This window comes from Candidatus Poriferisodalis sp., assembly GCF_965208485.1.
Classification (GTDB): Bacteria; Actinomycetota; Acidimicrobiia; order Acidimicrobiales; family Poriferisodalaceae; genus Poriferisodalis.
Genome location: NZ_OZ242344.1, coordinates 3,660,354 through 3,684,752 on the forward strand (window position 1 = coordinate 3,660,354; position 24,399 = coordinate 3,684,752).

A 24,399-nucleotide genomic window follows, 5' to 3' on the forward strand; every position below is an offset into this window, starting at 1 on the left:
TCATGAGCGGTCGCCGTCGGTATCTCGTGTCCTATGACATCAGTGACCCGAAGCGCCTCCGGAAGGTCCACAAGGCGATGAAGGCGTACGGATGGCCGATGCACTACAGCGTGTTCATCAGCGATCTGGACAGCATCGAGTTGATCAATCTCAAGACCGAGCTCGGCGAAGTCATCCATCATGGCGAGGACACCATCGCCTTCGTCGATCTCGGAATGCCTGCGGAGCGAGGGAGGGACTGCTTCGATTTCATGGGCAATGCACCGCCACTACCCAACTCCGGACCGGTCATCGTCTGATGCGAGCGGTCCGGTCAGGCCCCGATCCCCGGTCAGCGCTCGCAGCCCCGGAGCACGGGCCTAGTCTGCACCTTGACAACCGAATGAACCGCTTCCCGAGCGCCTCTACGCGTAGAGCGCTCGCAACCGCTCCCGAAACCGCTGGTCAGCACCGGTAGATTTTGAGAGCGATTTGGCCGATCAATTGATCGGCCCTTCATTGAAGTCACGCATCTGACATCGCGCTCAACGCGTGGCACAAATTTGGCCGATCAATTGATCGGCCCTTCATTGAAGTCGGAACCTGTACAGGACCGTACGGTCATCCAGCTCCATTTGGCCGATCAATTGATCGGCCCTTCATTGAAGTTCCCGACCTGTCGCGTGCACTGTGGCGCCGAGCTCATTTGGCCGATCAATTGATCGGCCCTTCATTGAAGTTGGGGTCCTGCGGCGAAATGGGTCGTTGCCGAGGCATTTGGCCGATCAATTGATCGGCCCTTCATTGAAGTCCGAGGCTGCCTAACTCGCGTGCGGCTCACGGCGTCGCATTTGGCCGATCAATTGATCGGCCCTTCATTGAAGTGAGCGGTTTTCGGTCCTCGACCCCCCTCGTTCTGCACATTTGGCCGATCAATTGATCGGCCCTTCATTGAAGTCCTGGGACGGTGTGTGCGTTGTGCTGCTGGGCGCTTATTTGGCCGATCAATTGATCGGCCCTTCATTGAAGTCGCGCCGCCGGCTGACAGCGACGCGGAACTGAGCCAATTTGGCCGATCAATTGATCGGCCCTTCATTGAAGTGTAATGGCCTTCCGGCACTAGCTCCATTTCCTGGACATTTGGCCGATCAATTGATCGGCCCTTCATTGAAGTAGCGTCCGGGAGACGCCCCAAACCTTGATCGTCTGATTTGGCCGATCAATTGATCGGCCCTTCATTGAAGTATCGGCAGGAACGTCGAGTGGAGCAGCGACACGTCGTATTTGGCCGATCAATTGATCGGCCCTTCATTGAAGTGCACGGTTTTCGGCAGTTTTTCGCTGTTCGCTGGACATTTGGCCGATCAATTGATCGGCCCTTCATTGAAGTAAAGCGCCGTAGCCGCGAGCGATCAAAACGACCTCGCATTTGGCCGATCAATTGATCGGCCCTTCATTGAAGTACGGCCGCCGGAGCCGTCACAGGCGGCGCCGAGACCATTTGGCCGATCAATTGATCGGCCCTTCATTGAAGTATGAGGTCGGCGCAGTGCGTGAGCTGGCAGGCGGCTGATTTGGCCGATCAATTGATCGGCCCTTCATTGAAGTCGTCCGATGAAAGCGTTCAGAACCAGGCGAGCAGGCATTTGGCCGATCAATTGATCGGCCCTTCATTGAAGTGATCGCTTGGTCGAGCAGATCGCCGCCGGAGTCGTTATTTGGCCGATCAATTGATCGGCCCTTCATTGAAGTAGATGGAGTTCGGCGGAGCCGACCGGTCACCGGAGGATTTGGCCGATCAATTGATCGGCCCTTCATTGAAGTGACGATCTCTTCGACGATCCGCCCGATGCGGCGCAATTTGGCCGATCAATTGATCGGCCCTTCATTGAAGTACCTCGATCGCGGTGAGCGGCGAGGGCGTCGACGAGATTTGGCCGATCAATTGATCGGCCCTTCATTGAAGTACCGTGATCGCCGACACCGGCCAGTTCAACCGCTCGAATTTGGCCGATCAATTGATCGGCCCTTCATTGAAGTCGGAAGTTGATCGTCGCCCCGCTGCGGCGGAACCTCATTTGGCCGATCAATTGATCGGCCCTTCATTGAAGTACTGTGTTGTCGATGTCGTCGCCTGCTGCTGCCGACATTTGGCCGATCAATTGATCGGCCCTTCATTGAAGTCTTGGATGGGACGCTGGATCTGTCCTGCGCTTACCAATTTGGCCGATCAATTGATCGGCCCTTCATTGAAGTTTGGCGCTCGGCGGGCTCAGGGCGGCCGACCCCAGAATTTGGCCGATCAATTGATCGGCCCTTCATTGAAGTCACAGTCCGGCTAGGGCCGATTCAGACTTGCCGCTCATTTGGCCGATCAATTGATCGGCCCTTCATTGAAGTCGGCGACTCGCGCGCAGAAGCACTCAGACGCTCGCCATTTGGCCGATCAATTGATCGGCCCTTCATTGAAGTGAATGGAGCAGCGACACGTCGTTCGTTGTGGCGGCGTATTTGGCCGATCAATTGATCGGCCCTTCATTGAAGTGCGGCGACGAGGAAGTCCGTCATGGCCTGGATCGGGATTTGGCCGATCAATTGATCGGCCCTTCATTGAAGTATGTCGTCGACGGCGAGCCAGAACTCGTCGACGAGAGATTTGGCCGATCAATTGATCGGCCCTTCATTGAAGTGGGCAGTAGGTGTCCGCGTCGGCCGACAAGATTGCCATTTGGCCGATCAATTGATCGGCCCTTCATTGAAGTCGTGCGGTTGCTGGGCAAGGCTCGGCGCTGACGGCAGATTTGGCCGATCAATTGATCGGCCCTTCATTGAAGTCCTGGGACGGCGCTGGCGCTGTGCTGCTGGGCGCTATTTGGCCGATCAATTGATCGGCCCTTCATTGAAGTCGTGCGACATCTCGTGGCTGCGGGATCGTGAGCTGTATTTGGCCGATCAATTGATCGGCCCTTCATTGAAGTGCCAGCCCGCCGCCGGATCGGGCGGCGGCAGCCCTGATTTGGCCGATCAATTGATCGGCCCTTCATTGAAGTCGCCCACGCGGTCACGGCCGCCGCCACGGCGGCGACATTTGGCCGATCAATTGATCGGCCCTTCATTGAAGTTCGCCGTGCCGAGCGGCGATGCTGACCGAGGCCCGATTTGGCCGATCAATTGATCGGCCCTTCATTGAAGTGGCCGACACTGCTTCAGGATCTCCGCCATGTCCACGAATTTGGCCGATCAATTGATCGGCCCTTCATTGAAGTTCGTCGACGTCCTCGGCACCGTCGGTCTGGTCGGCCTATTTGGCCGATCAATTGATCGGCCCTTCATTGAAGTATCACACTCACCGTCCGCCGGGGCACCTGCGACTCAATTTGGCCGATCAATTGATCGGCCCTTCATTGAAGTCTTCCAACAGCGCAGCTACACTCTGACCTTCCTGTTATTTGGCCGATCAATTGATCGGCCCTTCATTGAAGTGATCGCTGCGGCTGCCTTCGCGGTGACTCTCGGCATGATTTGGCCGATCAATTGATCGGCCCTTCATTGAAGTGCCGCGGTCGCCGACGGGCTCGTGACGGGGTTCTCGGATTTGGCCGATCAATTGATCGGCCCTTCATTGAAGTCCTCGACGGCCCGCAACACGCACTCGCGCCGCCTGATTTGGCCGATCAATTGATCGGCCCTTCATTGAAGTGCGCCTCGGGGAGCCGTTCTCGTGCACGCGGAAGGGATTTGGCCGATCAATTGATCGGCCCTTCATTGAAGTGACCCGAGGCAGGACGGCGGCATCATGCCGAGGCATCATTTGGCCGATCAATTGATCGGCCCTTCATTGAAGTCGTGGCTGAGCGAATCGACAAGGCATGCGACGGTGTATTTGGCCGATCAATTGATCGGCCCTTCATTGAAGTCGGCAGCGGTCTCCCCACCGTGACCCTTGACACGACCATTTGGCCGATCAATTGATCGGCCCTTCATTGAAGTCATAGAGAGGCGGTTCTTGTTGTCGGAGGAACCCCAGATTTGGCCGATCAATTGATCGGCCCTTCATTGAAGTCGGGTCGTCGACCCGGTCGGCGGCGGGGTGTGGGGCGATTTGGCCGATCAATTGATCGGCCCTTCATTGAAGTGGGCGGCACGGCTGCGAGACGGGAACTGGCCCGCGCATTTGGCCGATCAATTGATCGGCCCTTCATTGAAGTGGCGGATGCGTGCCGAGGCATCAGCAGTGCGGCGCGATTTGGCCGATCAATTGATCGGCCCTTCATTGAAGTATCGCAGCGTCGGTGTTGGCGCTGGTGCCTGCTCATGATTTGGCCGATCAATTGATCGGCCCTTCATTGAAGTAGAGAGGGCGTCAGCGTCACGCGGGTCGCCGGCCTATTTGGCCGATCAATTGATCGGCCCTTCATTGAAGTCATAAGGTCGGCACCAAGTCAAGGGCCGTCACCTGATTTGGCCGATCAATTGATCGGCCCTTCATTGAAGTCGCACGTCCTCGCCGGTCAGCGTGGTGGTGGGGGCGGATTTGGCCGATCAATTGATCGGCCCTTCATTGAAGTCCAGGCTCGACCTCGAGGCTTCCCTGGGACGGCGCCGATTTGGCCGATCAATTGATCGGCCCTTCATTGAAGTGCGTGCCGCGAGGGGGGGTGCGTCCGCTGGCCGGCGATTTGGCCGATCAATTGATCGGCCCTTCATTGAAGTCATACCTCGACCTTCGACTCGGTCAGATAGGAAAGAATTTGGCCGATCAATTGATCGGCCCTTCATTGAAGTCGGTGGTCTACCGTCCTCGGCACCTCCGCAATCCGATTTGGCCGATCAATTGATCGGCCCTTCATTGAAGTGCCCGGCTCTTGCTCAACGTCGACGACACAGGCATATTTGGCCGATCAATTGATCGGCCCTTCATTGAAGTACCGCCGCCGGAGCCGTCACAGGCGGCGCCGAGACCCATTTGGCCGATCAATTGATCGGCCCTTCATTGAAGTGGCGGCCTGACGCGCGACCACCAGCAGTGCGGCGGCATTTGGCCGATCAATTGATCGGCCCTTCATTGAAGTCGGCAGCAGTCCGAGCGCCAAAGCAGCACAAGCCGATTTGGCCGATCAATTGATCGGCCCTTCATTGAAGTTCGTCGTGCGGCACGGCAGCCTCCGTGCCGACAGCGAATTTGGCCGATCAATTGATCGGCCCTTCATTGAAGTCCGGATGCTCGTCGACGCTGCCATGGTCGCCGGCATCATTTGGCCGATCAATTGATCGGCCCTTCATTGAAGTATGGTCGGCGGCACATGCAAGCCCGCCGATCTCACCATTTGGCCGATCAATTGATCGGCCCTTCATTGAAGTCCCCCCGACCACGAGTTCGCGCCGCCGGGGTCGCCGATTTGGCCGATCAATTGATCGGCCCTTCATTGAAGTGCGGAGCGTGTCGTTGGACACCCCGCGGCCTTGGCGCATTTGGCCGATCAATTGATCGGCCCTTCATTGAAGTGGGAGAAGCCAGCCGCGGCCGGTCGCCTCGAGGATGATTTGGCCGATCAATTGATCGGCCCTTCATTGAAGTACCACCACCTCCCACAACAGGGTGTGGTGCAGTGACATTTGGCCGATCAATTGATCGGCCCTTCATTGAAGTACGGTGGTTCTGTTCGTCGGCGGCGTGTCGGAGGGAAATTTGGCCGATCAATTGATCGGCCCTTCATTGAAGTGGCGATCCGGTCGGCACCGAGAGCAGCTCGCGCGCATTTGGCCGATCAATTGATCGGCCCTTCATTGAAGTGACTCGGTCAGATAAGAAAGATGCTTCGCTGCACTCATTTGGCCGATCAATTGATCGGCCCTTCATTGAAGTAAGGTCTACGGCGTCTCCCGCACGTTGACGGATTGATTTGGCCGATCAATTGATCGGCCCTTCATTGAAGTTCCAGCAGCAGGTGACCCTCGGCGGGCAGCATCCGATTTGGCCGATCAATTGATCGGCCCTTCATTGAAGTGGGACATGAAGGTCGGAGCGCGAGACGAGGCGCAGATTTGGCCGATCAATTGATCGGCCCTTCATTGAAGTGCCTCGACCTCGGCTGTGTTGGTGTCCGACTCGTTATTTGGCCGATCAATTGATCGGCCCTTCATTGAAGTCGGAAATTGATCGTCGACCCGGCGCGGCGGAACCTCGATTTGGCCGATCAATTGATCGGCCCTTCATTGAAGTCGCTCCAGCGTCGACGATCCCGCCGCCGAAGCCAGGATTTGGCCGATCAATTGATCGGCCCTTCATTGAAGTGACGTGCCGAGCAGGCGAGCCAGGCGGGCGACCGGCATTTGGCCGATCAATTGATCGGCCCTTCATTGAAGTGAGCGGGCCGGTGTCCTCCTCGGTGACGCCGCCCGCCCATTTGGCCGATCAATTGATCGGCCCTTCATTGAAGTGCCGTAGCAGCCAGCGTCATCAACGCCGGACTCTGAGATTTGGCCGATCAATTGATCGGCCCTTCATTGAAGTTTTCAGGCGGCCTCGAGCACGACCATCACTCGGCCGATTTGGCCGATCAATTGATCGGCCCTTCATTGAAGTGGGCGTCCCGGGCTGTGCGGCCTGGACATGCTCGACATTTGGCCGATCAATTGATCGGCCCTTCATTGAAGTATCGACAAGGCCGACGCCAGCCCGAGTGCAGCGAAGATTTGGCCGATCAATTGATCGGCCCTTCATTGAAGTCTTCGCCGCCCCACAGATAAGCGCCCTGATCGAACGATTTGGCCGATCAATTGATCGGCCCTTTATTGAAGTTACCGCGACAGAGTGAGCGACTCGAACGCAGCCATGATTTGGCCGATCAATTGATCGGCCCTTCATTGAAGTCTCCCCGGCCCGGCGCCGATCTCCCCGGAGACCGCATTTGGCCGATCAATTGATCGGCCCTTCATTGAAGCTATGTTGCCGCGCCGATCAGATGCGGCGGCACACCATTTGGCCGATCAATTGATCGGCCCTTCATTGAAGCGGCGATTTCGAGGTGCAGGCGACGGTCACTCCCGACGATTTGGCCGATCAATTGATCGGCCCTTCATTGAAGCGGCGATTTCGAGGTGCAGGCGACGGTCACTCCCGACGATTTGGCCGATCAATTGATCGGCCCTTCATTGAAGCAGCTCATGTGCCGCCCCGATGGACGCTGCACCCGAGATTTGGCCGATCAATTGATCGGCCCTTCATTGAAGCCACGGCGCTGCTGTCTCCATGCGCATTCAGCATCCACATTTGGCCGATCATTTGATCGGCCCTTCATTGAAGCTTAGGAGTTTGGGGGGTTGTGGGGGGTGGGGGGGATATTTGGCCGATCAATTGATCGGCCCTTCATTGAAGCCTGCGGTCCTCTCGTGGATCGGATCCTGGCCAGCGCCATTTGGCCGATCAATTGATCGGCCCTTCATTGAAGCGAGCCGTCCGAGCCGGACCGCCTTCCGTCCGAGCCGGATTTGGCCGATCAATTGATCGGCCCTTCATTGAAGCACGTGGGTCGTCGACATCGTGGACGCCCGCCGGCTGATTTGGCCGATCAATTGATCGGCCCTTCATTGAAGCCGGTCGACCGAGGATGGTCGACCATCGAAAAGCCTTATTTGGCCGATCAATTGATCGGCCCTTCATTGAAGCATCACAGGAACCGTCGCATCGTAAACCAGGTCACCGTATTTGGCCGATCAATTGATCGGCCCTTCATTGAAGCCGGTCAATTGCGTGTCCCAGCCTGGTACACTCATGTGATTTGGCCGATCAATTGATCGGCCCTTCATTGAAGCGCTCTGACAGATGAGGAACTCGCCTCTCAAGTCGAGATTTGGCCGATCAATTGATCGGCCCTTCATTGAAGCTGGTGGATGCCCGCCCGGTGTTCCAGCACCGCTACATTTGGCCGATCAATTGATCGGCCCTTCATTGAAGCTGGTGGATGCCCGCCCGGTGTTCCAGCACCGCTACATTTGGCCGATCAATTGATCGGCCCTTCATTGAAGCTGCACGCTCGGGCGACATGGGCTTGTCGGTGGACCAGATTTGGCCGATCAATTGATCGGCCCTTCATTGAAGCACCTGCTCCGGGCGCCCACGGGCGCCCGGTGTCGAGATTTGGCCGATCAATTGATCGGCCCTTCATTGAAGCGCGGTGACCAGCTCGACGTCGTGCGTGCGGGTCCGATTTGGCCGATCAATTGATCGGCCCTTCATTGAAGCACCGCGCTGCTGTCCCCATGCGCATTCAGCATCCACATTTGGCCGATCAATTGATCGGCCCTTCATTGAAGCGAGCGGGCCGGTGTCCTCCTCGGTGACGCCGCCCGATTTGGCCGATCAATTGATCGGCCCTTCATTGAAGCGCCGAGTCGCGTGAGGACTTCCTCGCCGAACAGGCGATTTGGCCGATCAATTGATCGGCCCTTCATTGAAGCGCCGACCTCGCAGAAGCCTGCGCTGAGACACTGCGATTTGGCCGATCAATTGATCGGCCCTTCATTGAAGCGTCGGCTCCCGAGTCGGGGATGCGCAGGCAGCGACTATTTGGCCGATCAATTGATCGGCCCTTCATTGAAGCGACCGACTCGGTGCCGAACACGGAGTCGCGGCGCAGCATTTGGCCGATCAATTGATCGGCCCTTCATTGAAGCCCGGGTTGAGCGGGCCCCCCGGAGGCGTGCTGGTCATTTGGCCGATCAATTGATCGGCCCTTCATTGAAGCCTCGACGCTGCGGATGTGATGGGACCACTTCTCCTGATTTGGCCGATCAATTGATCGGCCCTTCATTGAAGCCCGCAGCCGTCTTCCTCAGTGATCGTCGTGATCTGAATTTGGCCGATCAATTGATCGGCCCTTCATTGAAGCACGGTGCGTCCGCGTGCGATCCCTGACGGCGACCCGATTTGGCCGATCAATTGATCGGCCCTTCATTGAAGCGGGCGGCTAGGTAGCCTTGGGAATGCGAAAGCCCGCCAATTTGGCCGATCAATTGATCGGCCCTTCATTGAAGGTGCCTGTCCGCCGAGGGCCGCTGTCCCAGACCCGGAGATTTGGCCGATCAATTGATCGGCCCTTCATTGAAGGTCGAGCGTGTACACCACGTCGCCGTAGCTGTAATGCAGATTTGGCCGATCAATTGATCGGCCCTTCATTGAAGGCGCAGGCCAATCCGTTGCGTGCCGCCCAGGCCTTCAAATTTGGCCGATCAATTGATCGGCCCTTCATTGAAGGGGTGGTCCATTCCAGCGTGAGCACCGACCCGTCGAATTTGGCCGATCAATTGATCGGCCCTTCATTGAAGCTCGGATCACGACCTGCACCTCGGTGCGCAACGCGTCATTTGGCCGATCAATTGATCGGCCCTTCATTGAAGGTCTTGTAGACCTTTCCGGCGTTCCCGTTCGCTCCAGATTTGGCGGCTCTTCGCGTTTTAGGGTCCGCCGCGTCTTAAGTCGCGTGATCCGCTCACGCATTTCCGCAGTTCAGAGACCTGCGCATGGGGGAGAATCACGCGACTTGACTGATGGCGGACCCTTAGCGTGGGGTGAGGTTGTCGAGGAGGGTCCAGTTTGGTTTGCCGGCGTAGAGCAGGACGCGTGTTCGGTAGTGGTCGAAGTTGGCGGTCCTGAATGACACGCGCTTGATGAGCTTGGCGAGGTTGTTGTCGGTCTCGGTGGGTCCGTTGGTGATGCGGGACCGGTGCCAGTTCGTGATCTGGGTCCGCCAAGTGTGCGGGGTGCGGCCGAGCTTGTTCAGCTCCGGGCTGAACGTTTCGTCGCGCGGGTCGCGTGAGAGCTCGTTGAGGGCTTCGAGCGCGAGGTCGCGGTCGCCGATGCGGTAGATGCCGCGCAGGGTTTCCTTGGCGTGCCAGGCGTCGCGCGCCTCGCCGCGTGGGTCGCCGGCTGCGAGCAGGCCGCGCAGCTTGGTGCGGCCTCGGTCGCTGATGCGCTCGGCGGCTCGCAGCAGCAGCCGTCTGGTGCGGTAGAGGTGGTCGCCTTTGGTGCCTCTGCCGCCGGTGGTGTGGTTCTGGACGCGTCGTCGCATGTCGTCGGCGGCGCTGTTGGCGAGCCGCGCGACGCGGAACGGGTCCGCGATCTGGGTGGCGTGCGGCATCGTGTCGCCGAGCGCCTTGCGGTAGGGGCCCGACAGGCCCCGTGACCGCCCAGCGGATGCGTTTTCGCCACAGCGGCGTGCGCCCGCCGATCCAGCCCTTGGCGCCGGCGGCGCTGCGACCGGCGACGATGTCCAGCAGGACGCCTCTGCGCACGCCGACGATGGTGGCGCCCCAGTGCTTTCGGCGGTACGGGCCGCGGCGGGGCATCAGGATCTCGTCGAGGCCCAGCGCTCTCACGCCGCCGGTGCGGCCAGGGCCGGCGCCAAGCAGCGCCGGGCCCCACCGGTGCACTGCTGAGGTGGCCGTGTGCCAGCCCGTGCCCAGCTCGGCTGCGGTCTCGGTGATCGCCCGACCCAGGCCCGCCCGGCGTGTCGCCCACCGCGCCGCACGGGATGCCATGCGCGCCCTGGGCAGCGCAACAGCAGGGTCCTGGTCGGTGAACGCGCGCACCGCACACGACCCGCCCCGGGCACAGCCGGCGGCGCTTGTTCCGCACCAGCCGCGCCGGGCGCCCGAACGCCGGCAGATCCGCCAGGCCCACCTTGCCGGCGCCGTGACGACGCACCGGCCCGCCGCAGCCCCCACAGCACGGACAACCCGACAGCTCGACCTCGACCGTCAACGGCCCGCCCCGGGCGGCCACGCACCCCGGTCACGGCCACACCCGGCCCCAGACCGACGATCAACACCAACACACGCGTAAGGCCAACAACCACAGGAATCCGCCCGAATCAGGACAACACGCACCTCCGATTCTGAGGGATCCCTCCCTACACAACCAGACCCTCAACCGGACATCCCACACGCAAACGCGAAACGCCCGAAATCCTGCGTGAATCTGATTGTTCCTGTTATGCGAGATGTGCTGTCGCACATTAGGCGGATTATCGATCGCGTTGAACCGGGATCAATGGCCGCGGTGCGCGAGTTGGCTTGTGCGGGCGCGACTGGGTGGCCGCCTCTCGTTGCGGCGATGATGAAGTGCCGCGCTATGCGGCCAGCGGCAGGGGGACTGCGCGGTCATGGTGCTCACTCTGTGGACACACGACGTCTGGTACGCGCCGAGCTAGCTCGGCGCGTACCAGGACAGCACGGGCTGACCGCTTGGCTGGGCCGTCCCACAGGCCCCTCTGCCACGGATTCGAGGCCCGGCTCGCTAGAGTCGGTTTGCCCCACTCGGCTGGCGAGGCGCTCGCCCGAAGCGGTGCGTGGCTCCCGGCGTGTGGCTCCCGGCGTCCTGTGGTGCATTCTGGGTACAGGACGCCGACCTGCTGCCGTGGGCATGTGAGCCGAGGAGGTGAATCATGGCACGAGTGAACGACGTGGTGGCGTACATCCTGCAGGAGCAGGGGCGCACCGACACGCTGAAGCTGCAGAAGCTGCTCTACTACTCGCAGGCTTGGCATCTCGTGTGGGACCATGAGCCTCTCTTCTGCGAGAGCTTCGAGGCTTGGGCCAACGGCCCGGTGCTGGATCGGGTGTACCGGCAGCATCGGGGCCAGTTCGCCGTCGCGCAGTGGCCCGCAGGCCAGCCCGACGGGTTGTCGGACTCCGAGCGCGAGACCGTCGACATCGTGCTGGAGCACTACGGCGCTCTGGACGGCCATCAGCTTTCGACGATGACGCACGCCGAGGCTCCGTGGCGCGAGGCGCGCGAGGGACTCGACGTCGGCGAGCGCGGCCGCAGCCCGATCAGCCTGGAGCGCATGCAGGACTATTACACGGCGCTGTGGGAGTCAGACGAGGCGACTGTCGTCAGCGACGTCGACTGGGACTAGCCGTGGGTGCCCGGCAGGAATCGGCCGAAGCACAACCGCGCCCGGGAGGCGTCGAGAGCGAAGAGGCCGGTCGAGGACCGCACAGCCCGTTTCGGCGACGAGCACCCCAAGTTCTCATTCCGGTTCCTGGATCTGAACGGCCCATGGGGCTGGTCGCGCTGCGGCGCCGGGGATCGGACTGCCGTGCTCGATTTCCTCGTCACGATCAGCAGCCGGACATGGGCGCAACTGCGGCAGCCCCACAGCGGTGTGGGCGAGTATCACGCGCAGTCCTTCGACAGCCTTGAAAAGGCTGCCCAGGAGCGTGCCAGCGAGATCAAGCTCGACGAGAAGGCGAGCCAACTGACCCGATTCCGGCTGGGCGAGATGCAGCGGCTGTGGGGCTTCGAGCAACACGGGGTGTTCTACCTCGTGTGGTGGGACCCCGATCACACCGTCTACATCGTTCCGAAGAGGTAGCCGCCGAACGGGGCGTGCTTCCGTCTTGAGGGAGGCCGCCCTCGTTCGAGGGCTGTGCAGCGGCCCATATGCGGCCGAATAGCGTTTGGGCAAATCGGGATTGCGCGTTTGTTAGGCCGCTTCGCGAGACCTGAAGCCGCAGGTTAGCGAATTGCGCTCAAACGCCGGACGGAACCCGGACCGTTTCGCTGTTGAGGCCCGTGGCGAATGCTGGCTCACGGGTCTAGGCGGTGACATCGCCTGCTGTGCGTCGAGTCCGGGCCAACCGCAGAGCCATCAGTCATGCGGCCGACCCGGATCGTCCACACTCACGTTGGCATTGTGACGCCGATGGGCGGATGCGTGCGGGGGCTGAGCCGGGAAGTCGTCGGCAAGCTCGCGGCTTGAGCGGGCGGGCCGAGTCCGGTCGCGAGATCAGTCGCGCTGCTTCTCCTCCAAGGCCTGTGCCAAGAGTCCTGCCGGGTCGTGCAAGTCGGCTGCTGCCAGCATGACAAGGTCCTGCTTGCGGAGCGCTCTGAGAATGTTCAGGCAGGACGAAGCGATCTCCTTCAAGCGCTTCTCGCGTTGGATGTAGACGGCCTCGCTGTTGGCGTAGGAGGCGATCCTCTTGAATATCTCGTCGTCGGCGATGTACCAGCCGGGGTGCAATGTCTCCCGTACGTAGCCGCTGAAATCCGACGGCTCATAAGGCTCATTCAAAGATTGGAACTCGGCTTCAGCACAGCGCAGGGGTTCATCGCTCACCTCAGCAGGGGCGAAACCCAGGCCGGGCTGCTGGCCTGGCGCTATGCGTTGCTCGAAGAGGGCTTTAGCCCGGATCCACCGGTGGGGTTGGGGTGTTGGGGGGTGCGCGTCCACCAGAAAGGCCTCCTGAGGTGGCGGGCGGCTGGGCTGTCACCCTTTGGCCGCGGTCCGCGACGACACCGGCGGGATCGTGCATTCCCCGATGCGCGGCGGGTCCTCCCAGCGGGGCCATGTCCGCTTCGCCGCCGGGACCCTCAACCGGGTGCGCCGCCTGGCGCCCGACGCGGGTCTGACGCTGCGCGCGGATGCGGGTTTCTTGTCGTGGGACCTGATCGACAAGCTCACCGAGCACGACACCAGGTTCCTGATCGCTGTCGCCTCGAACCCCGCCGTCGAGTCGTTCTTCTCCACCCTCACCCACGAACTGCTGCACCGACGAGACTGGGCCACACGCCGCCAAGCCCGCCGAGACATCGCCCGATGGATCACCGACTGGTACAACACCCGACGGCTCCACAGCACACTCGACATGATCAGCCCGACCGACTACGAAAGCACCAAAACCGACTAACCAACCCTCCACAATTTGGGGGGAAGCCCACCAACCGCAAAGCCCAATAACCGACCACCCTCCTAGCCTCACTCCGGTGAGGGATTCGGCTAGGCCGTTTGCGGCGAGCGACAGCAGACCAGCTGCGTCGTCCGGTGCCGGAGCGGTCTTCCATGTTGCCCCGGCGATCGATCGGGCGGGTCAAGCCGTCATGCCTTCCAACGGTGCAGCGGCTGTTGCGCGGCATGTCCCGGCCGAAAGCTCGGTGACGAGTCTCGACAGTTCACCGGTTCGCACGAGCAGTGGTGCGTTGCCGCTGCTGGTCATGGGCCTCGTCGTCATCTCGTGGGGTCTCGGGCCGCCGGTCTCCAAGCTGCTCACGTCGCCGCCGATGGTGAGCGCCTTCATCCGCTTCGGCATGTCCGCGCCGTTCCTGCTGGTGGTGCTGGCGCTGCGTGGCCGCTGGCTGTCGCGGCGGGTGTTCTGGCAGACGGCGCTGCCGGGGTTGTCCTTCGGCGTCAACATGGTCTTCGTCTTCGCCGCAGTGCAGGAGGTCACCATCTCGGTGATGTCGGTGATGATGGCCCTGCAGCCGGCCATGCTGCTGGCTGTCGTCGGGCCGCTGTTCGGCGACCGGGTGAGTTTCCGCCAGGTCGTCTTCACGCTGATCGGGGCAGCAGGCGCCGTCGGGGTGATCGTGGGCGCCGGCGGCGAATTCCGCGCCAGTGCGTTCGGCCTGTCCCTCACCGCGATGTCGGTGCTGACGTTCAGCGTGTATTTCGTGCTGACCCGTATCGCCCGTTCGACGAGCGCGGTCGATCCGATCGAGTGGATGGCCGGGATCAACTTCTGGTCCTTCATCGCGGCGGTCCTGCCCACGCTGCTGTGGGTGACGCCGAGCCAGTTCTTCGAGTTCGGCGGGCTGGACTGGCTGTGGATCGTGATCGTGGCCTTCGTGACCGGGGTGTTCGGTCATGTGCTGATGACATGGTGCCACGGCCACATCGAGGTGGCCAGATCGTCGCTGTATGTGCTGGCGATGCACATCGTGGCGGTGGGGACGGCGTGGCTCATCCACGCCGAGCCGATCACGCCCATGCAGTTCCTGGGCGGCGCGGTCGTGCTGTTCTCGGTGGCGATGGTGATCCGCACGCCGACCGTTTCTGGGCGCTCGCCCGAGTCCAGCTGACCGAATTCGGCCTTTGCTGTCACAGCAACCCAGTATGCTCAGAACGTACTGATTGCTGATTGTTTGTTTAGAGGATGCGCCAATAGGCGTTGACCTGCGGAAACGCTCAACAAGCCGGATGGCCACGCAAGTCTGTGGTCAGCGCGTTTGGCGGCGTTGCTGACGAGCGAGTCGGAACGGGCCGAAATGGGATTCACCTATTGGCGCGGCCTCCTAAGGTGATTATTCAAAAAGGAGTATCTTGATGGGGCGATTTGCCAACACATGGCGGCTGACGAAGACCTCGTGGTCATTGCTGAAGCAGGACCGCGAGCTGCTGTGGCTGCCGGTCCTGAGCATGCTGAGCATCCTTGCCATCGTGGTCGCGGCGACCGTGGTCGGCTTCGCGACCGGCAGTTTCGACGTGGACCAAGGCACCGAGGGGTTGGGCGGCAGCGCAGCGGTGCTCGGCCTCGTGTTTGCATTCGTGGCAACAGCGACGGTGGTGTTCTTCGAAGGCGCGCTGGTGGCCGGAGCGCATGAGCGGATGACCGGCGGTGATCCCACCGTGCGCAGTGCCATGAGCAAGGCTGCGTCGAGGCTGCCGAGCCTGCTCGGCTGGGCCTTCATCACGATGACCGTCGGTCTGGTGCTGCGTTTCCTGCGGGAGCGTCTGGGCTGGCTGGGTCAGATGCTCACCTTCCTCGCCGAGGCTGCGTGGGGCGTGGCCACCTACCTCGTGGTGCCGGCCATCATCATCGACAAGCACCGGTCGTTCGCAGGGGTCAAGCAGTCCATGTCCTTGGTGCGGCGCACATGGGGCGAGAATCTCATCTCCCAAGCCGGGTTCGGATTGCTCGGTTTCATGCTTGCACTGCCGATCATCTTGGTAGCTGCGCTGATCGCCGTGCTGGTGCCCGGCGTGGGCGCCATCGTCGGCATTGTGCTGGGCGTCGCAGGGATGCTTGCCGTCAGCGTGGTGATCGGCGCGTTGGGCCAGTACTTCAAGACAGCGCTCTACGAGTACGCCACCGACGGTGTGGCGCACGGCGGCTACGACATAGATCAGATGCGCTCCTCGTTCCGCGCCAACTAGTCAGACTGATCAGACCGAACGGCTTTGCGGTTCAACGGCCCACGCTGTGCTCAGCGGCAAGGGCGGCGAGACCCTCGCTGATGACAGCAGCATTGTCGGCGTTTCACGAGATCATCAGTTCGTCGACCCCGACGGCGGCAGCAGCGGCGATCCGGGGCCAGCCGGGAGCCGGGAGGGCTAGGCCGCCTACGCTGCGCCGTTGTGGTTGGGCAGGACTCCGTCGTCGGGGCGTTCGAAGCTGAGCGCTTGTCCGAAGTGCTCAGCCAAGACTTGGACACGCCGCATCAGGGTCCGACTGCCGCCGTAGCAGCCGTGGTGCGGCCGGGTGATCGCGGACCCGAGATGCTGTTCATCGAGCGCGCCATCCGCAACGGGGACCCTTGGTCGGGTCACATGGCGTTTCCGGGCGGCCGGACCGAACCCGACGACGACGACACGTTCGACACGGCAGTGCGCGAGAGCCGCGAGGAGATCGGATTCGACATCACCGCGCACTCGGGTGTCCGCTGGCTTGGCCGGCTCGACGACCTCGAAGGCAACCCGCGCTGGCGCGGCGCGGCACTGCGGGTGACCCCGCACGTGTGCTGGCTCGAAGGCAGCCGTCCCGAGTTGACCCTCAACCACGAAGTCGCCGACGCCTTGTGGGTGTCGGCAGCCGAGTTGGCTGATCCGAAGCACCACATCGACTATTGCTACCCGCCGCGTCCCGAGATGCACTTTCCAGGGATCGAGGTCGCGCACGGCCGGGTGATCTGGGGCATGACCTTGCGGATGCTGCAGGACTTGTTCACCCGGGTCGGCCACCCGCTGCCCATCGGTCTCAGCTCTACCCGCTGAGATGGCTGCTAGGAGGGTGCTAATGGTGTGTCGTGGGTTTCGCTGCGCGGTGCACTGGTTCTCCGACCCGCGCGAACAGCGAATGGCACCTTGCGAGCAAGCCTCAGACATGCCAATAGCATCCCTTGGCGTTTCTGAGATGCTCTCGGAGGCGCGTATGGGGAGCTGTTTCGATGTCGATGCGACGAGTTCTGTTGGCAGCTGTGGCGCCTGCTGCTCTGCTGGCGTTGCCGACGGTGGTTTCGGCGCAGTCCGCGGATGCGTACCTCGACGGCGCAGAGCCGTGGACTGCATCGGACTGCACAGAAGATGTTCCCATCGTGGTCGGCTCCGATGCGGAAGCGCAGTCGGACATCTACAGCGCGATCACCCTCGCCGGGGTCGTGGACACCGACTGCGTTGTGCTTGCAGGCCATCGCGGCGTGGACATGTCAGCGGATCAGCGGGAGCGACTCGACGCGGCTGCGGCGGACGGCTACGTGCTCGGCGGCACGGCCGCGGTCCCGGAGGCCAAGGTCGCGGGTCGGGACATGACGCGTTTCGGCGCTGGGACTCGCTGGGAGACCGCACATCTCGTCGGCATCGAGGCCCGCGCACTGGTCGAAGGCGAGGATCCGGACACCTCGAGCGTGCCCGACACGATGCTTGCGGCGCCGCCCGATGTGCAGCAGCCCGGCGTCTACCTGAACGGAGCTGAGCCGTGGATCGCGTCAGACTGCACCGGTGACGTTCCCATCGTGGTCGGCTCTGATGCACAGGCGCAGTCGGACATCTACAGCGCGATCACCCTCGCCGGGGTCGTCGGCACCGACTGTGTGGTGCTCGTCGGTCCCCGCGAAGGACCCATGCCCGCCAGTCAGCGGGTCCGGCTGAGGGCGGCCGAAGCGGGCGGCTACGTGCTCGGCGGCAACGCTGCGGTGCCGACCGTCAAGATCGCCGGTCGGGACATGACACGCCTCGGCGGAGCTACCCGCTGGGCCACTGCGCAGCTCGTGGGACGACGAGCAGGCGGCGACACCACCGCCGGAGTGAGCACCGCAACTGAGGGAACCGGCGCCGCCGCACAGTTCACGGAGGTATCCGCCGGCAATCTTCATTCGTGTGGTGTGCGTGCGGATGGTTCGGCGGTCTGCTGGGGCAACAATGCCGATGGTCGGGCTGTTGCGCCGTCGGGTGAGTTTGTCTCGGTGTCGGCCGGCGGTGGTCATTCGTGTGGTGTGCGTGCGGATGGTTCGGCGGTCTGCTGGGGCAACAATGCCGATGGTCGGGCTGTTGCGCCGTCGGGTGAGTTTGTCTCGGTGTCGGCCGGTGCCGGTCATTCGTGTGGTGTGCGTGCGGATGGTTCGGCGGTCTGCTGGGGCAACAATGCCGATGGTCAGGCTGTCGCGCCGTCGGGTGAGTTTGTCTCGGTGTCGGCCGGATGGAGTCATTATTCGTGTGGTGTGCGTGCGGATGGTTCGGCGGTCTGCTGGGGCGACAACTACGCCGATGGTCGGGCTGTTGCGCCGTCGGGTGAGTTTGTCTCGGTGTCGGCCGGTGCCGGTCATTCGTGTGGTGTGCGTGCGGATGGTTCGGCGGTCTGCTGGGGCGACAATGCCGATGGTCGGGCTGTCGCGCCGTCGGGTGAGTTTGTCTCGGTGTCGGCCGGACGGACTCATTCGTGTGGTGTGCGTGCGGATGGTTCGGCGGTCTGCTGGGGCGACAATGCCGATGGTCGGGCTGTCGCGCCGTCGGGTGAGTTTGTCTCGGTGTCGGCCGGCGGTGGTCATTCGTGTGGTGTGCGTGCGGATGGTTCGGCGGTCTGCTGGGGCTTCAACTACTACGGTCAGGTTGTCGCGCCGTCGGGCGGGTTCGTCTCGGTGTCGGCCGGCGGTCTGGGTCATTCGTGTGGTGTGCGTGCGGATGGTTCGGCGGTCTGCTGGGGCGACAACAAGTACGAGCACACTGACGTGCCGTCGGGTGAGTTTGTCTCGGTGTCGGCCGGTCTGGGTCATTCGTGTGGTGTGCGTGCGGGCGGTTCGGTGGTCTGCTGGGGCAGCGGCAACCGCTTAGGTGAGGCTGACGCGCCACCGGGTGAGTTTGTCTCGGTGTCGGCCGGTCTGCTTCATTCGTGTGGTGTGCGTGCGGGCGGTTCGGTGGTCTGCTGGGGCGACAACAGACTCAGCCAGACTGACGTGCCGTCGGGTGAGTTTGTCTCGGTGTCGGCCGGACGGACTCATTCGTGTGGTGTGCGTGCGGATGGTTCGGTGGTCTGCTGGGGCAACAGACGCGACGGACGGGCTGACGCGCCGTCGGGTGAGTTTGTCTCGGTGTCGGCCGGATGGAAGGGCGCTTATTCGTGTGGTGTGCGTGCGGATGGTTCGGCGGTCTGCTGGGGCAGCAACGCCGATGGGCAGGCTGACGCGCCGTCGGGCAGGTTCGCCTCAGTGTCGGCCGGAGATTTTCATTCGTGTGGTGTGCGTGCGGATGGTTCGGTGGTCTGCTGGGGCGACAACTACTACGGGCAGGCTGACGTGCCGTCGGGCAAGTTCCTCTCGGTGTCGGCTAGCAGCGATCATTCGTGTGGTGTGCGTGCGGATGGTTCGGTGGTCTGCTGGGGCTACGTAGCAGCACGCCTGACCGCGTAAGCTCTGTCTGCGCAACGTGATGGATGCGGCGCTCGGCGATGGCGCCGACTCGGCTTCGGCTTCGGCTTCGGCTTCGGCTTGACGAGTCGTCGCCAGATTAAACCGGCGAGCTATACTGCATCAATCTCGACGGCTTGGCCGATCTGGCCGTCGAACGCCGCGATCGACGCCCGTCTCGTTGCCGAGTTCTTCGTGCAGGTCGGCGATGACGATGTGGGCGCCGGTGTCGGCGAGTTGGCGGGCGCTGGCCTTGCCGATGCCGGACGCTCCGCCGGTGATGATGGCTGATGCTCCGGTGAGATCAAGGCGCGGCATGTTGCTGTCCTCCAAGTCGCGGGAGCCGGGAAGAAGATAGCGTCGGCGGTCGGCTTGTCCGAAGGGGACACGGGTATGAAGGTCCGAAGGGGACACGGGTATGAAGGAAGAACGGGCGACGACGGCGCCCGACGGGCAGGCCCGCATCTTCGGCGGCCGCGTCGGCGCGTTGTCGGTTCCTGAGTCCCCCGGGCGGGTAGCGACGTTTGCCGCGCTGGGGGTGCCGGCGTTCCGGCTGCTGTGGCTCAGCGGCGTGTTCTCGTTCATGAGCATCCAGATGCAGTTCCTGCTGCGCTCGCTGCTTGCTTGGGATCTCACCGAGAGCGAGGGGGCCCTCGGCATCGTCATGTTCTCCTTCGGCGCGGCCTTGGGCATCTCGACGCTGTTCGGCGGCGTGGCGGCTGATCGACTGTCGAAGCGGCGGCTGATGCTGTTCGGGCAGATGGTGCTGCTGCTCGGCTCGGTCGGCATGGGCTTGGCGCTGGCGGCCGATGTGATCGCGTTCTGGATGCTGCTGGTCTCCAGCGCGCTGCAGGGCCTCATGTTCGGCCTGATCGGGCCGGCTCGCATCTCGATGACGACTGAGCTGGTCGGCCGTGAGCGGCTGGGCAACGCGATCACGCTGTCGTCGCTGTCGCTCAGCGGCAGCCGTGTCATCGCCCCGACCGGCGCCGGGCTGCTGGCAGGTTGGGCGCTGTTCGGCCTCGCCGGGGCGTACTTCGTCTCGGCGGCCATTGCGACGCTGAGCTACGTGCTGCTGGTGCCGCTGCCGGAGACGAGCAAGCAGGACGACACCCCTGACGGCGCGGCGCGCGCTGTTCGGCTCGCCATCGGCAACCCCCTGGCCGAGATCCGCCAAGGAGTTCGCTACGTCACGAACCGGCCTGAGCTCCGCCGGCCGATCGTCACGTCGATCGTCGTGATCATGTTCGGCTTCAGCTACGTCGCCTTTCAGCCTGCGCTTGTCGAGGGCGTCTTCGGCCTCGGCGACCGGCAGGTCGGCTTCATCGCCGGAGCTTCCTCCATCGGCGCCGTCGTCGCGTCCATCGTGCTCGCCTCGCGTGCCGACTCGCCGAGCGCCGACTCGATCATGACCGGCCTGGGCTTCGCCTTCGGCGTCTCGGTCATGGCCCTCGCCTGGGCCCCGAGCTATGAGATCGCGCTGGTGGTCACCGCGGTCATCGGCGCCGCGTCGATCGGGTTCATCTCGCTCACCCAAGCGACCGTCATGCGCGCCACCGACGAGGCCTACCAAGGCCGCGTCCAATCACTGGTGCAGCTGCCGTTCGCAGCATTCGCCATCGCCGCAGCTCCGCTCGGCGTGCTGGCGGAGTGGACAGGCGTCCGCGCCATGTTCCTGACCATGGGCATCGCCGTGACACTCAGCATGACGGCCTACTCGATGTCCAACGTGAACAGCGGTCGAACCCGCCAACCGACGAGTCCCCCGTAGGCGCGGCAGGCCGACTCGGCTCGCATGCAGGCCATGCGGTCAGTGTCGAGGTGTCAGCTGACGTGTTCGAGAATCGAGGTCTCCGACAGGCTCGACCGGATGTCGGTGTCGGCCCGCGTGGGCACGTCGGGACACCAGCGTGACATCGCAGCCTCCAGCGTCGCCTTCACTTCGATGGACAGAATCGAGGCATCTCGCTCGTCACATTCGATCACCACGCTGTCGTGGACAGTCTGCACAGCGGCGGCGGTGGGGTAGCGGGCCAGGACGGCGTGCAGGCGCCCGTATGCGTCGAGCATCACGTCCGCCACGCCTCCTTGGATCGGGGCGTTGCGGTAGGCGTTGGCCATCTGGCCTACACGGGTGTGCAAGGCACGCTGCAGCAGGAACTGCTGATCGGCTTGGCCCATCGACGCGCCCACCTCGTCCACCACGGCCCGCCGCAGATGCCGATCTTCGAGTACTTTGTTCACTGCCGGCCGCTGATTCGCGCCCTCGGCGGTCGTGGGCGGGGCCAGATCGAAACGGGCCAGCACCCGGTGCCACACCTGCACCGGATGGGGCTTGGCGGAGCATCCCACTACCGCAGCTGCCTCGCCGAGCACCCAGTCCGTGGAGAACGTGAACTGCTGGCGCCTCCCGGCCGGAGTCCGGGAGTCGAAGGACACGGGCCGCCCGTCGGACCGCACCACTACCGGGGCAGCGAACGACAGCGCCCACGCCACCTCGGCCACCGAGACCTCGTCGCTGCCGAGCGTGTCTGCCCCCGAAGCGCCCGACAACGCGTGGTGCACCTCCTCGGCACTGTGATGGCGACGCTGCTGGCCGCGCAGGGCTCGCCGGGCCTCGTCCGCTCGGGGCCACAGCGACTGCAGTCGCAGAGTCAGCGGCCAGTCCGGGCCGAGTTCGCTTGCAGCGAAGCGCGTGATGAACCGGTCGCGCTCATCCACCCACTGCGCGATGCCCGGATAGGCGGCCAAGTAGGACCTTATGAGCTCATCGGCCTCGTCGCGGCTCGTGGGTACGCCCGCGTCGGTGAGGCCCCGCGACAGGCCCGCAGCCCGCTGCCCGTACAGGATCCCGAAGTTGATGCGCTTGGCCTTGGTGCGGAACTCCTCGTAACGGGGCCGGTCGAGCGCAGCGAGTCCCGCAGGTCCGTCGAGCTGCACGCCGAACATCCGCTCGGCGGTGGCAGAGTGAATGTCGAGTCCTTCGGTGAACGCAGTCCGCAGTCCGTCGTCGTCGGCAAGCTGGGTGGCGAAGCGCAACTCGGCTTGGCTCAGGTCGGAATAGACGAACACCCTGCTGGGCGGCGGCGTGATGTACGGCTTCAGCCGGGGCGTGAAGTTCTGCGCGTTGGGGTTGCGGCTGGCCAGCCGACCGGTGTTGGTGCCGACGACTTGCAGGTATTCGGGATGCAGCCGGCCGTCGGGCCAGAGGTGCTCGCTCATGGTGTGGCCGTAGGTGCTGAGCGTCTTGGACAGATCGCGGTACTCCAGCAGGGTCGTGCAGATGTCGCCGCCGATGCCCGCCAGCACGGAGGCCCCGAGCGAATCGGTCGCTGTGAGCGTGCGTGACCGGCCGTCGGTCTTGGTCGTCCATGCGGCCACCCGCTCGGCGTCGTGCCGGTTGAGGATCTCGCGCGTCTGTTGTTCGCTGTCGGGGTTCCAGCTGGGTTCGATGCCGCTGCCGAACAGGTCGGCTTGGCCTCCTCCGGTGAGCTCGGCCAGGCGGGTGAGCACGTCGACTCGCCGGGTCGCCAGCGCATCCAGCTCGGCCTCCCACCCGGCGGCGTCGAAGGGCAAGCCGGCCCGCTCCATACGGTCCAGGAAGGGCCGGGCAGCCTGCTCGAGCCGGCACACCTCGTCCAGCCCTGCTTGTGTGAGGCGCTCACGCAGCAGCGTCGACACCCACAGGGTCTCGACGGCGTCGGCGGCCGCATATGCAACTTGGGTGTCGCTCAGCATCCCTTCGGCCGAATAGGAGAGCTGCGTCGTGGCCTTGCCTTCGACCCGCAATCCCAAGTAGCGCTCGGCCGCCCATGCCAGCCCATGGAAGAAGCTGAACCCCGTCAGGCCTTGGTGCAGCAGCGCATCGGCCAGCTGCGCATCCCACCATCGCAGGGATCGGACGGATGCACCAGCGGCTTTTGCAGGCTCGATGAGATGGGTGTCGATGACTCGGTCGTCGAACGTGGCGTTCCACGCATCAGACGCCAGATCGGGTGCGACGAGGCCCTCGTGGAGTGCGGCGGCCAGCTCGCGCAGGTCGTGCTGGGCGACGTCGATCACCCAAGCACGCTCAGTGCCGTCTGCCGCACGGGTCGCCGTCGAGATCACCCGCAGCTTGGGCACCTTGCCGCGTGCGGCCGCTGCGCGTGGCTCGAACACCGTCTCGGTGTCCACCGCGCGGGCGTCGGAGGCGGCGAGGGCATCGACAAGGTCGCCGAGATCTTCACGTCCGACCAATGTGAGCGGTACCTGCGCCGGATCTCGCGTGTGGGTGGGACGCGGGTCTAGCCGGCGGGAGTCGGCCCAAGTGCCGGCGAGATCGCTGACGACGTCCACGAGCGCACCCTACGGCGACCCTGTGACGCCCATCGGCGAGCAGTTGACCTGTGCACTGGGCGAGACTGGTAGATGCACGCGGGCGACGTGAAGTGCGTCGGCTACCGCTGTGGAACCAGTCATGTCGATGCAGCACCCGTCTCATCCCGGCGAAATCGTCAAGTGGGAGTGCCTGGAGCCGGCTCGGGTTCACGGTCAAGCAGGCGGCACATGGCCTGGGCGTGACCAAGCGGGCGTTGCCGCGCCATGTAAACGGCCGAAGTGGTGTGTCAACCGAGATGGCTTTGCGGCTGTCTGCGGAGCGCGGCTCGACCCTGGAGACATGGCCGCTACCTGCAACCTCATCCGCCCAGCCCGACTCGACACAGACACCGCCTGAAACAGCCTCCCCGCACCAGCCAGCACCGCCACAGCACCCCAGCGACCACTGCCGAAGCCCCGACACAGACCCCAACCGGCCCCAACCCCGGCCAAACCAGCGAATCTCAGCACCCTGCTAAGGAGTCTCGCAAGGCATGCCAGACAATTCCGATCAATCAACAGCGCTGAATGCCGTCACGGCCGCAGCGCGTGAATGTCTAGCAGGATGCTGAAAAAGTCGATTTTCGGGCAGCGTCCAGTTGCAAACCCGCAGGTCAGGGGCTTGTGCTTCCAGCCAGACCTGCATTTTTCAGCATCCTGCTAGT

Annotated in this window: 13 protein-coding genes and 1 CRISPR repeat array; of the genes, 9 read left to right on the forward strand and 4 right to left on the reverse strand. The window is 63.1% G+C overall.

From position 1 onward, the window contains the following. Positions 1-2: 2 nt before the first annotated feature. A complete protein-coding gene (gene cas2 / locus ACOGXQ_RS17025) occupies positions 3-299 on the forward strand; it encodes a CRISPR-associated endonuclease Cas2 (protein WP_419944794.1) in 297 nt (98 codons plus the stop codon). A 170-nt stretch (positions 300-469) separates the two neighbouring features. Next, positions 470-9,379: a CRISPR direct-repeat array (repeat unit 36 nt; unit sequence ATTTGGCCGATCAATTGATCGGCCCTTCATTGAAGT). Positions 9,380-9,539: 160 nt separating this feature from the next. Here cas2 and ACOGXQ_RS17030 read toward each other — a convergent pair. Further along, entirely contained in the window at positions 9,540-10,118 is a 579-nt protein-coding gene (locus tag ACOGXQ_RS17030) for an ISL3 family transposase (protein ID WP_419944795.1), read from the reverse strand. Positions 10,119-11,423: 1,305 nt separating this feature from the next. Between ACOGXQ_RS17030 and ACOGXQ_RS17035 the strand changes: the two genes are divergently transcribed. Next, positions 11,424-11,897: a Panacea domain-containing protein gene (locus ACOGXQ_RS17035; protein WP_419944796.1), complete on the forward strand. Its 474-nt coding sequence runs from the start codon at positions 11,424-11,426 to the stop codon at positions 11,895-11,897. A 6-nt stretch (positions 11,898-11,903) separates the two neighbouring features. Further along, positions 11,904-12,356: a hypothetical protein gene (locus ACOGXQ_RS17040; RefSeq protein ID WP_419944797.1), complete on the forward strand. Its 453-nt coding sequence runs from the start codon at positions 11,904-11,906 to the stop codon at positions 12,354-12,356. A 414-nt stretch (positions 12,357-12,770) separates the two neighbouring features. Here ACOGXQ_RS17040 and ACOGXQ_RS17045 read toward each other — a convergent pair whose 3' ends face one another. Continuing rightward, a complete protein-coding gene (locus ACOGXQ_RS17045) occupies positions 12,771-13,055 on the reverse strand; it encodes a hypothetical protein (protein WP_419944798.1) in 285 nt (94 codons plus the stop codon). 202 nt (positions 13,056-13,257) lie between these two features. On the opposite strand from ACOGXQ_RS17045, the gene ACOGXQ_RS17050 reads away from it, so the two are divergent. The 5 genes from ACOGXQ_RS17050 to ACOGXQ_RS17070 all read left to right on the forward strand — a co-directional run bounded on the left by ACOGXQ_RS17050 (position 13,258) and on the right by ACOGXQ_RS17070 (position 19,378). Next, positions 13,258-13,671, forward strand: coding sequence for an integrase core domain-containing protein (locus ACOGXQ_RS17050; protein WP_419944799.1), 414 nt, complete (start codon positions 13,258-13,260; stop codon positions 13,669-13,671). Between the two features lie 289 nt (positions 13,672-13,960). Then, a complete protein-coding gene (locus ACOGXQ_RS17055) occupies positions 13,961-14,839 on the forward strand; it encodes a DMT family transporter (protein ID WP_419944800.1) in 879 nt (292 codons plus the stop codon). Between the two features lie 244 nt (positions 14,840-15,083). Then, positions 15,084-15,914, forward strand: a complete 831-nt coding sequence (locus ACOGXQ_RS17060) for a DUF6159 family protein (RefSeq protein ID WP_419944801.1) — start codon at positions 15,084-15,086, stop codon at positions 15,912-15,914. 201 nt (positions 15,915-16,115) lie between these two features. Then, complete coding sequence (locus ACOGXQ_RS17065) at positions 16,116-16,751, forward strand: NUDIX hydrolase (RefSeq protein WP_419944802.1); 636 nt, start codon at positions 16,116-16,118, stop codon at positions 16,749-16,751. Between the two features lie 173 nt (positions 16,752-16,924). Next, a complete protein-coding gene (locus ACOGXQ_RS17070; protein WP_419944803.1) occupies positions 16,925-19,378 on the forward strand; it encodes a hypothetical protein in 2,454 nt (817 codons plus the stop codon). Between the two features lie 120 nt (positions 19,379-19,498). On the opposite strand, the gene ACOGXQ_RS17075 is transcribed toward ACOGXQ_RS17070, so the two are convergent. Further along, entirely contained in the window at positions 19,499-19,693 is a 195-nt protein-coding gene (locus ACOGXQ_RS17075; RefSeq protein ID WP_419944804.1) for an SDR family NAD(P)-dependent oxidoreductase, read from the reverse strand. Between the two features lie 100 nt (positions 19,694-19,793). On the opposite strand from ACOGXQ_RS17075, the gene ACOGXQ_RS17080 reads away from it, so the two are divergent. Next, positions 19,794-21,146: an MFS transporter gene (locus ACOGXQ_RS17080; RefSeq protein WP_419944805.1), complete on the forward strand. Its 1,353-nt coding sequence runs from the start codon at positions 19,794-19,796 to the stop codon at positions 21,144-21,146. Between the two features lie 53 nt (positions 21,147-21,199). Here ACOGXQ_RS17080 and ACOGXQ_RS17085 read toward each other — a convergent pair whose 3' ends face one another. After that, the gene (locus ACOGXQ_RS17085) at positions 21,200-23,713 is read right to left on the reverse strand and encodes a DNA polymerase (RefSeq protein WP_419944806.1); all 2,514 of its coding nucleotides are present in this window, start codon (positions 23,711-23,713) and stop codon (positions 21,200-21,202) included. Positions 23,714-24,399 lie beyond the last annotated feature (686 nt).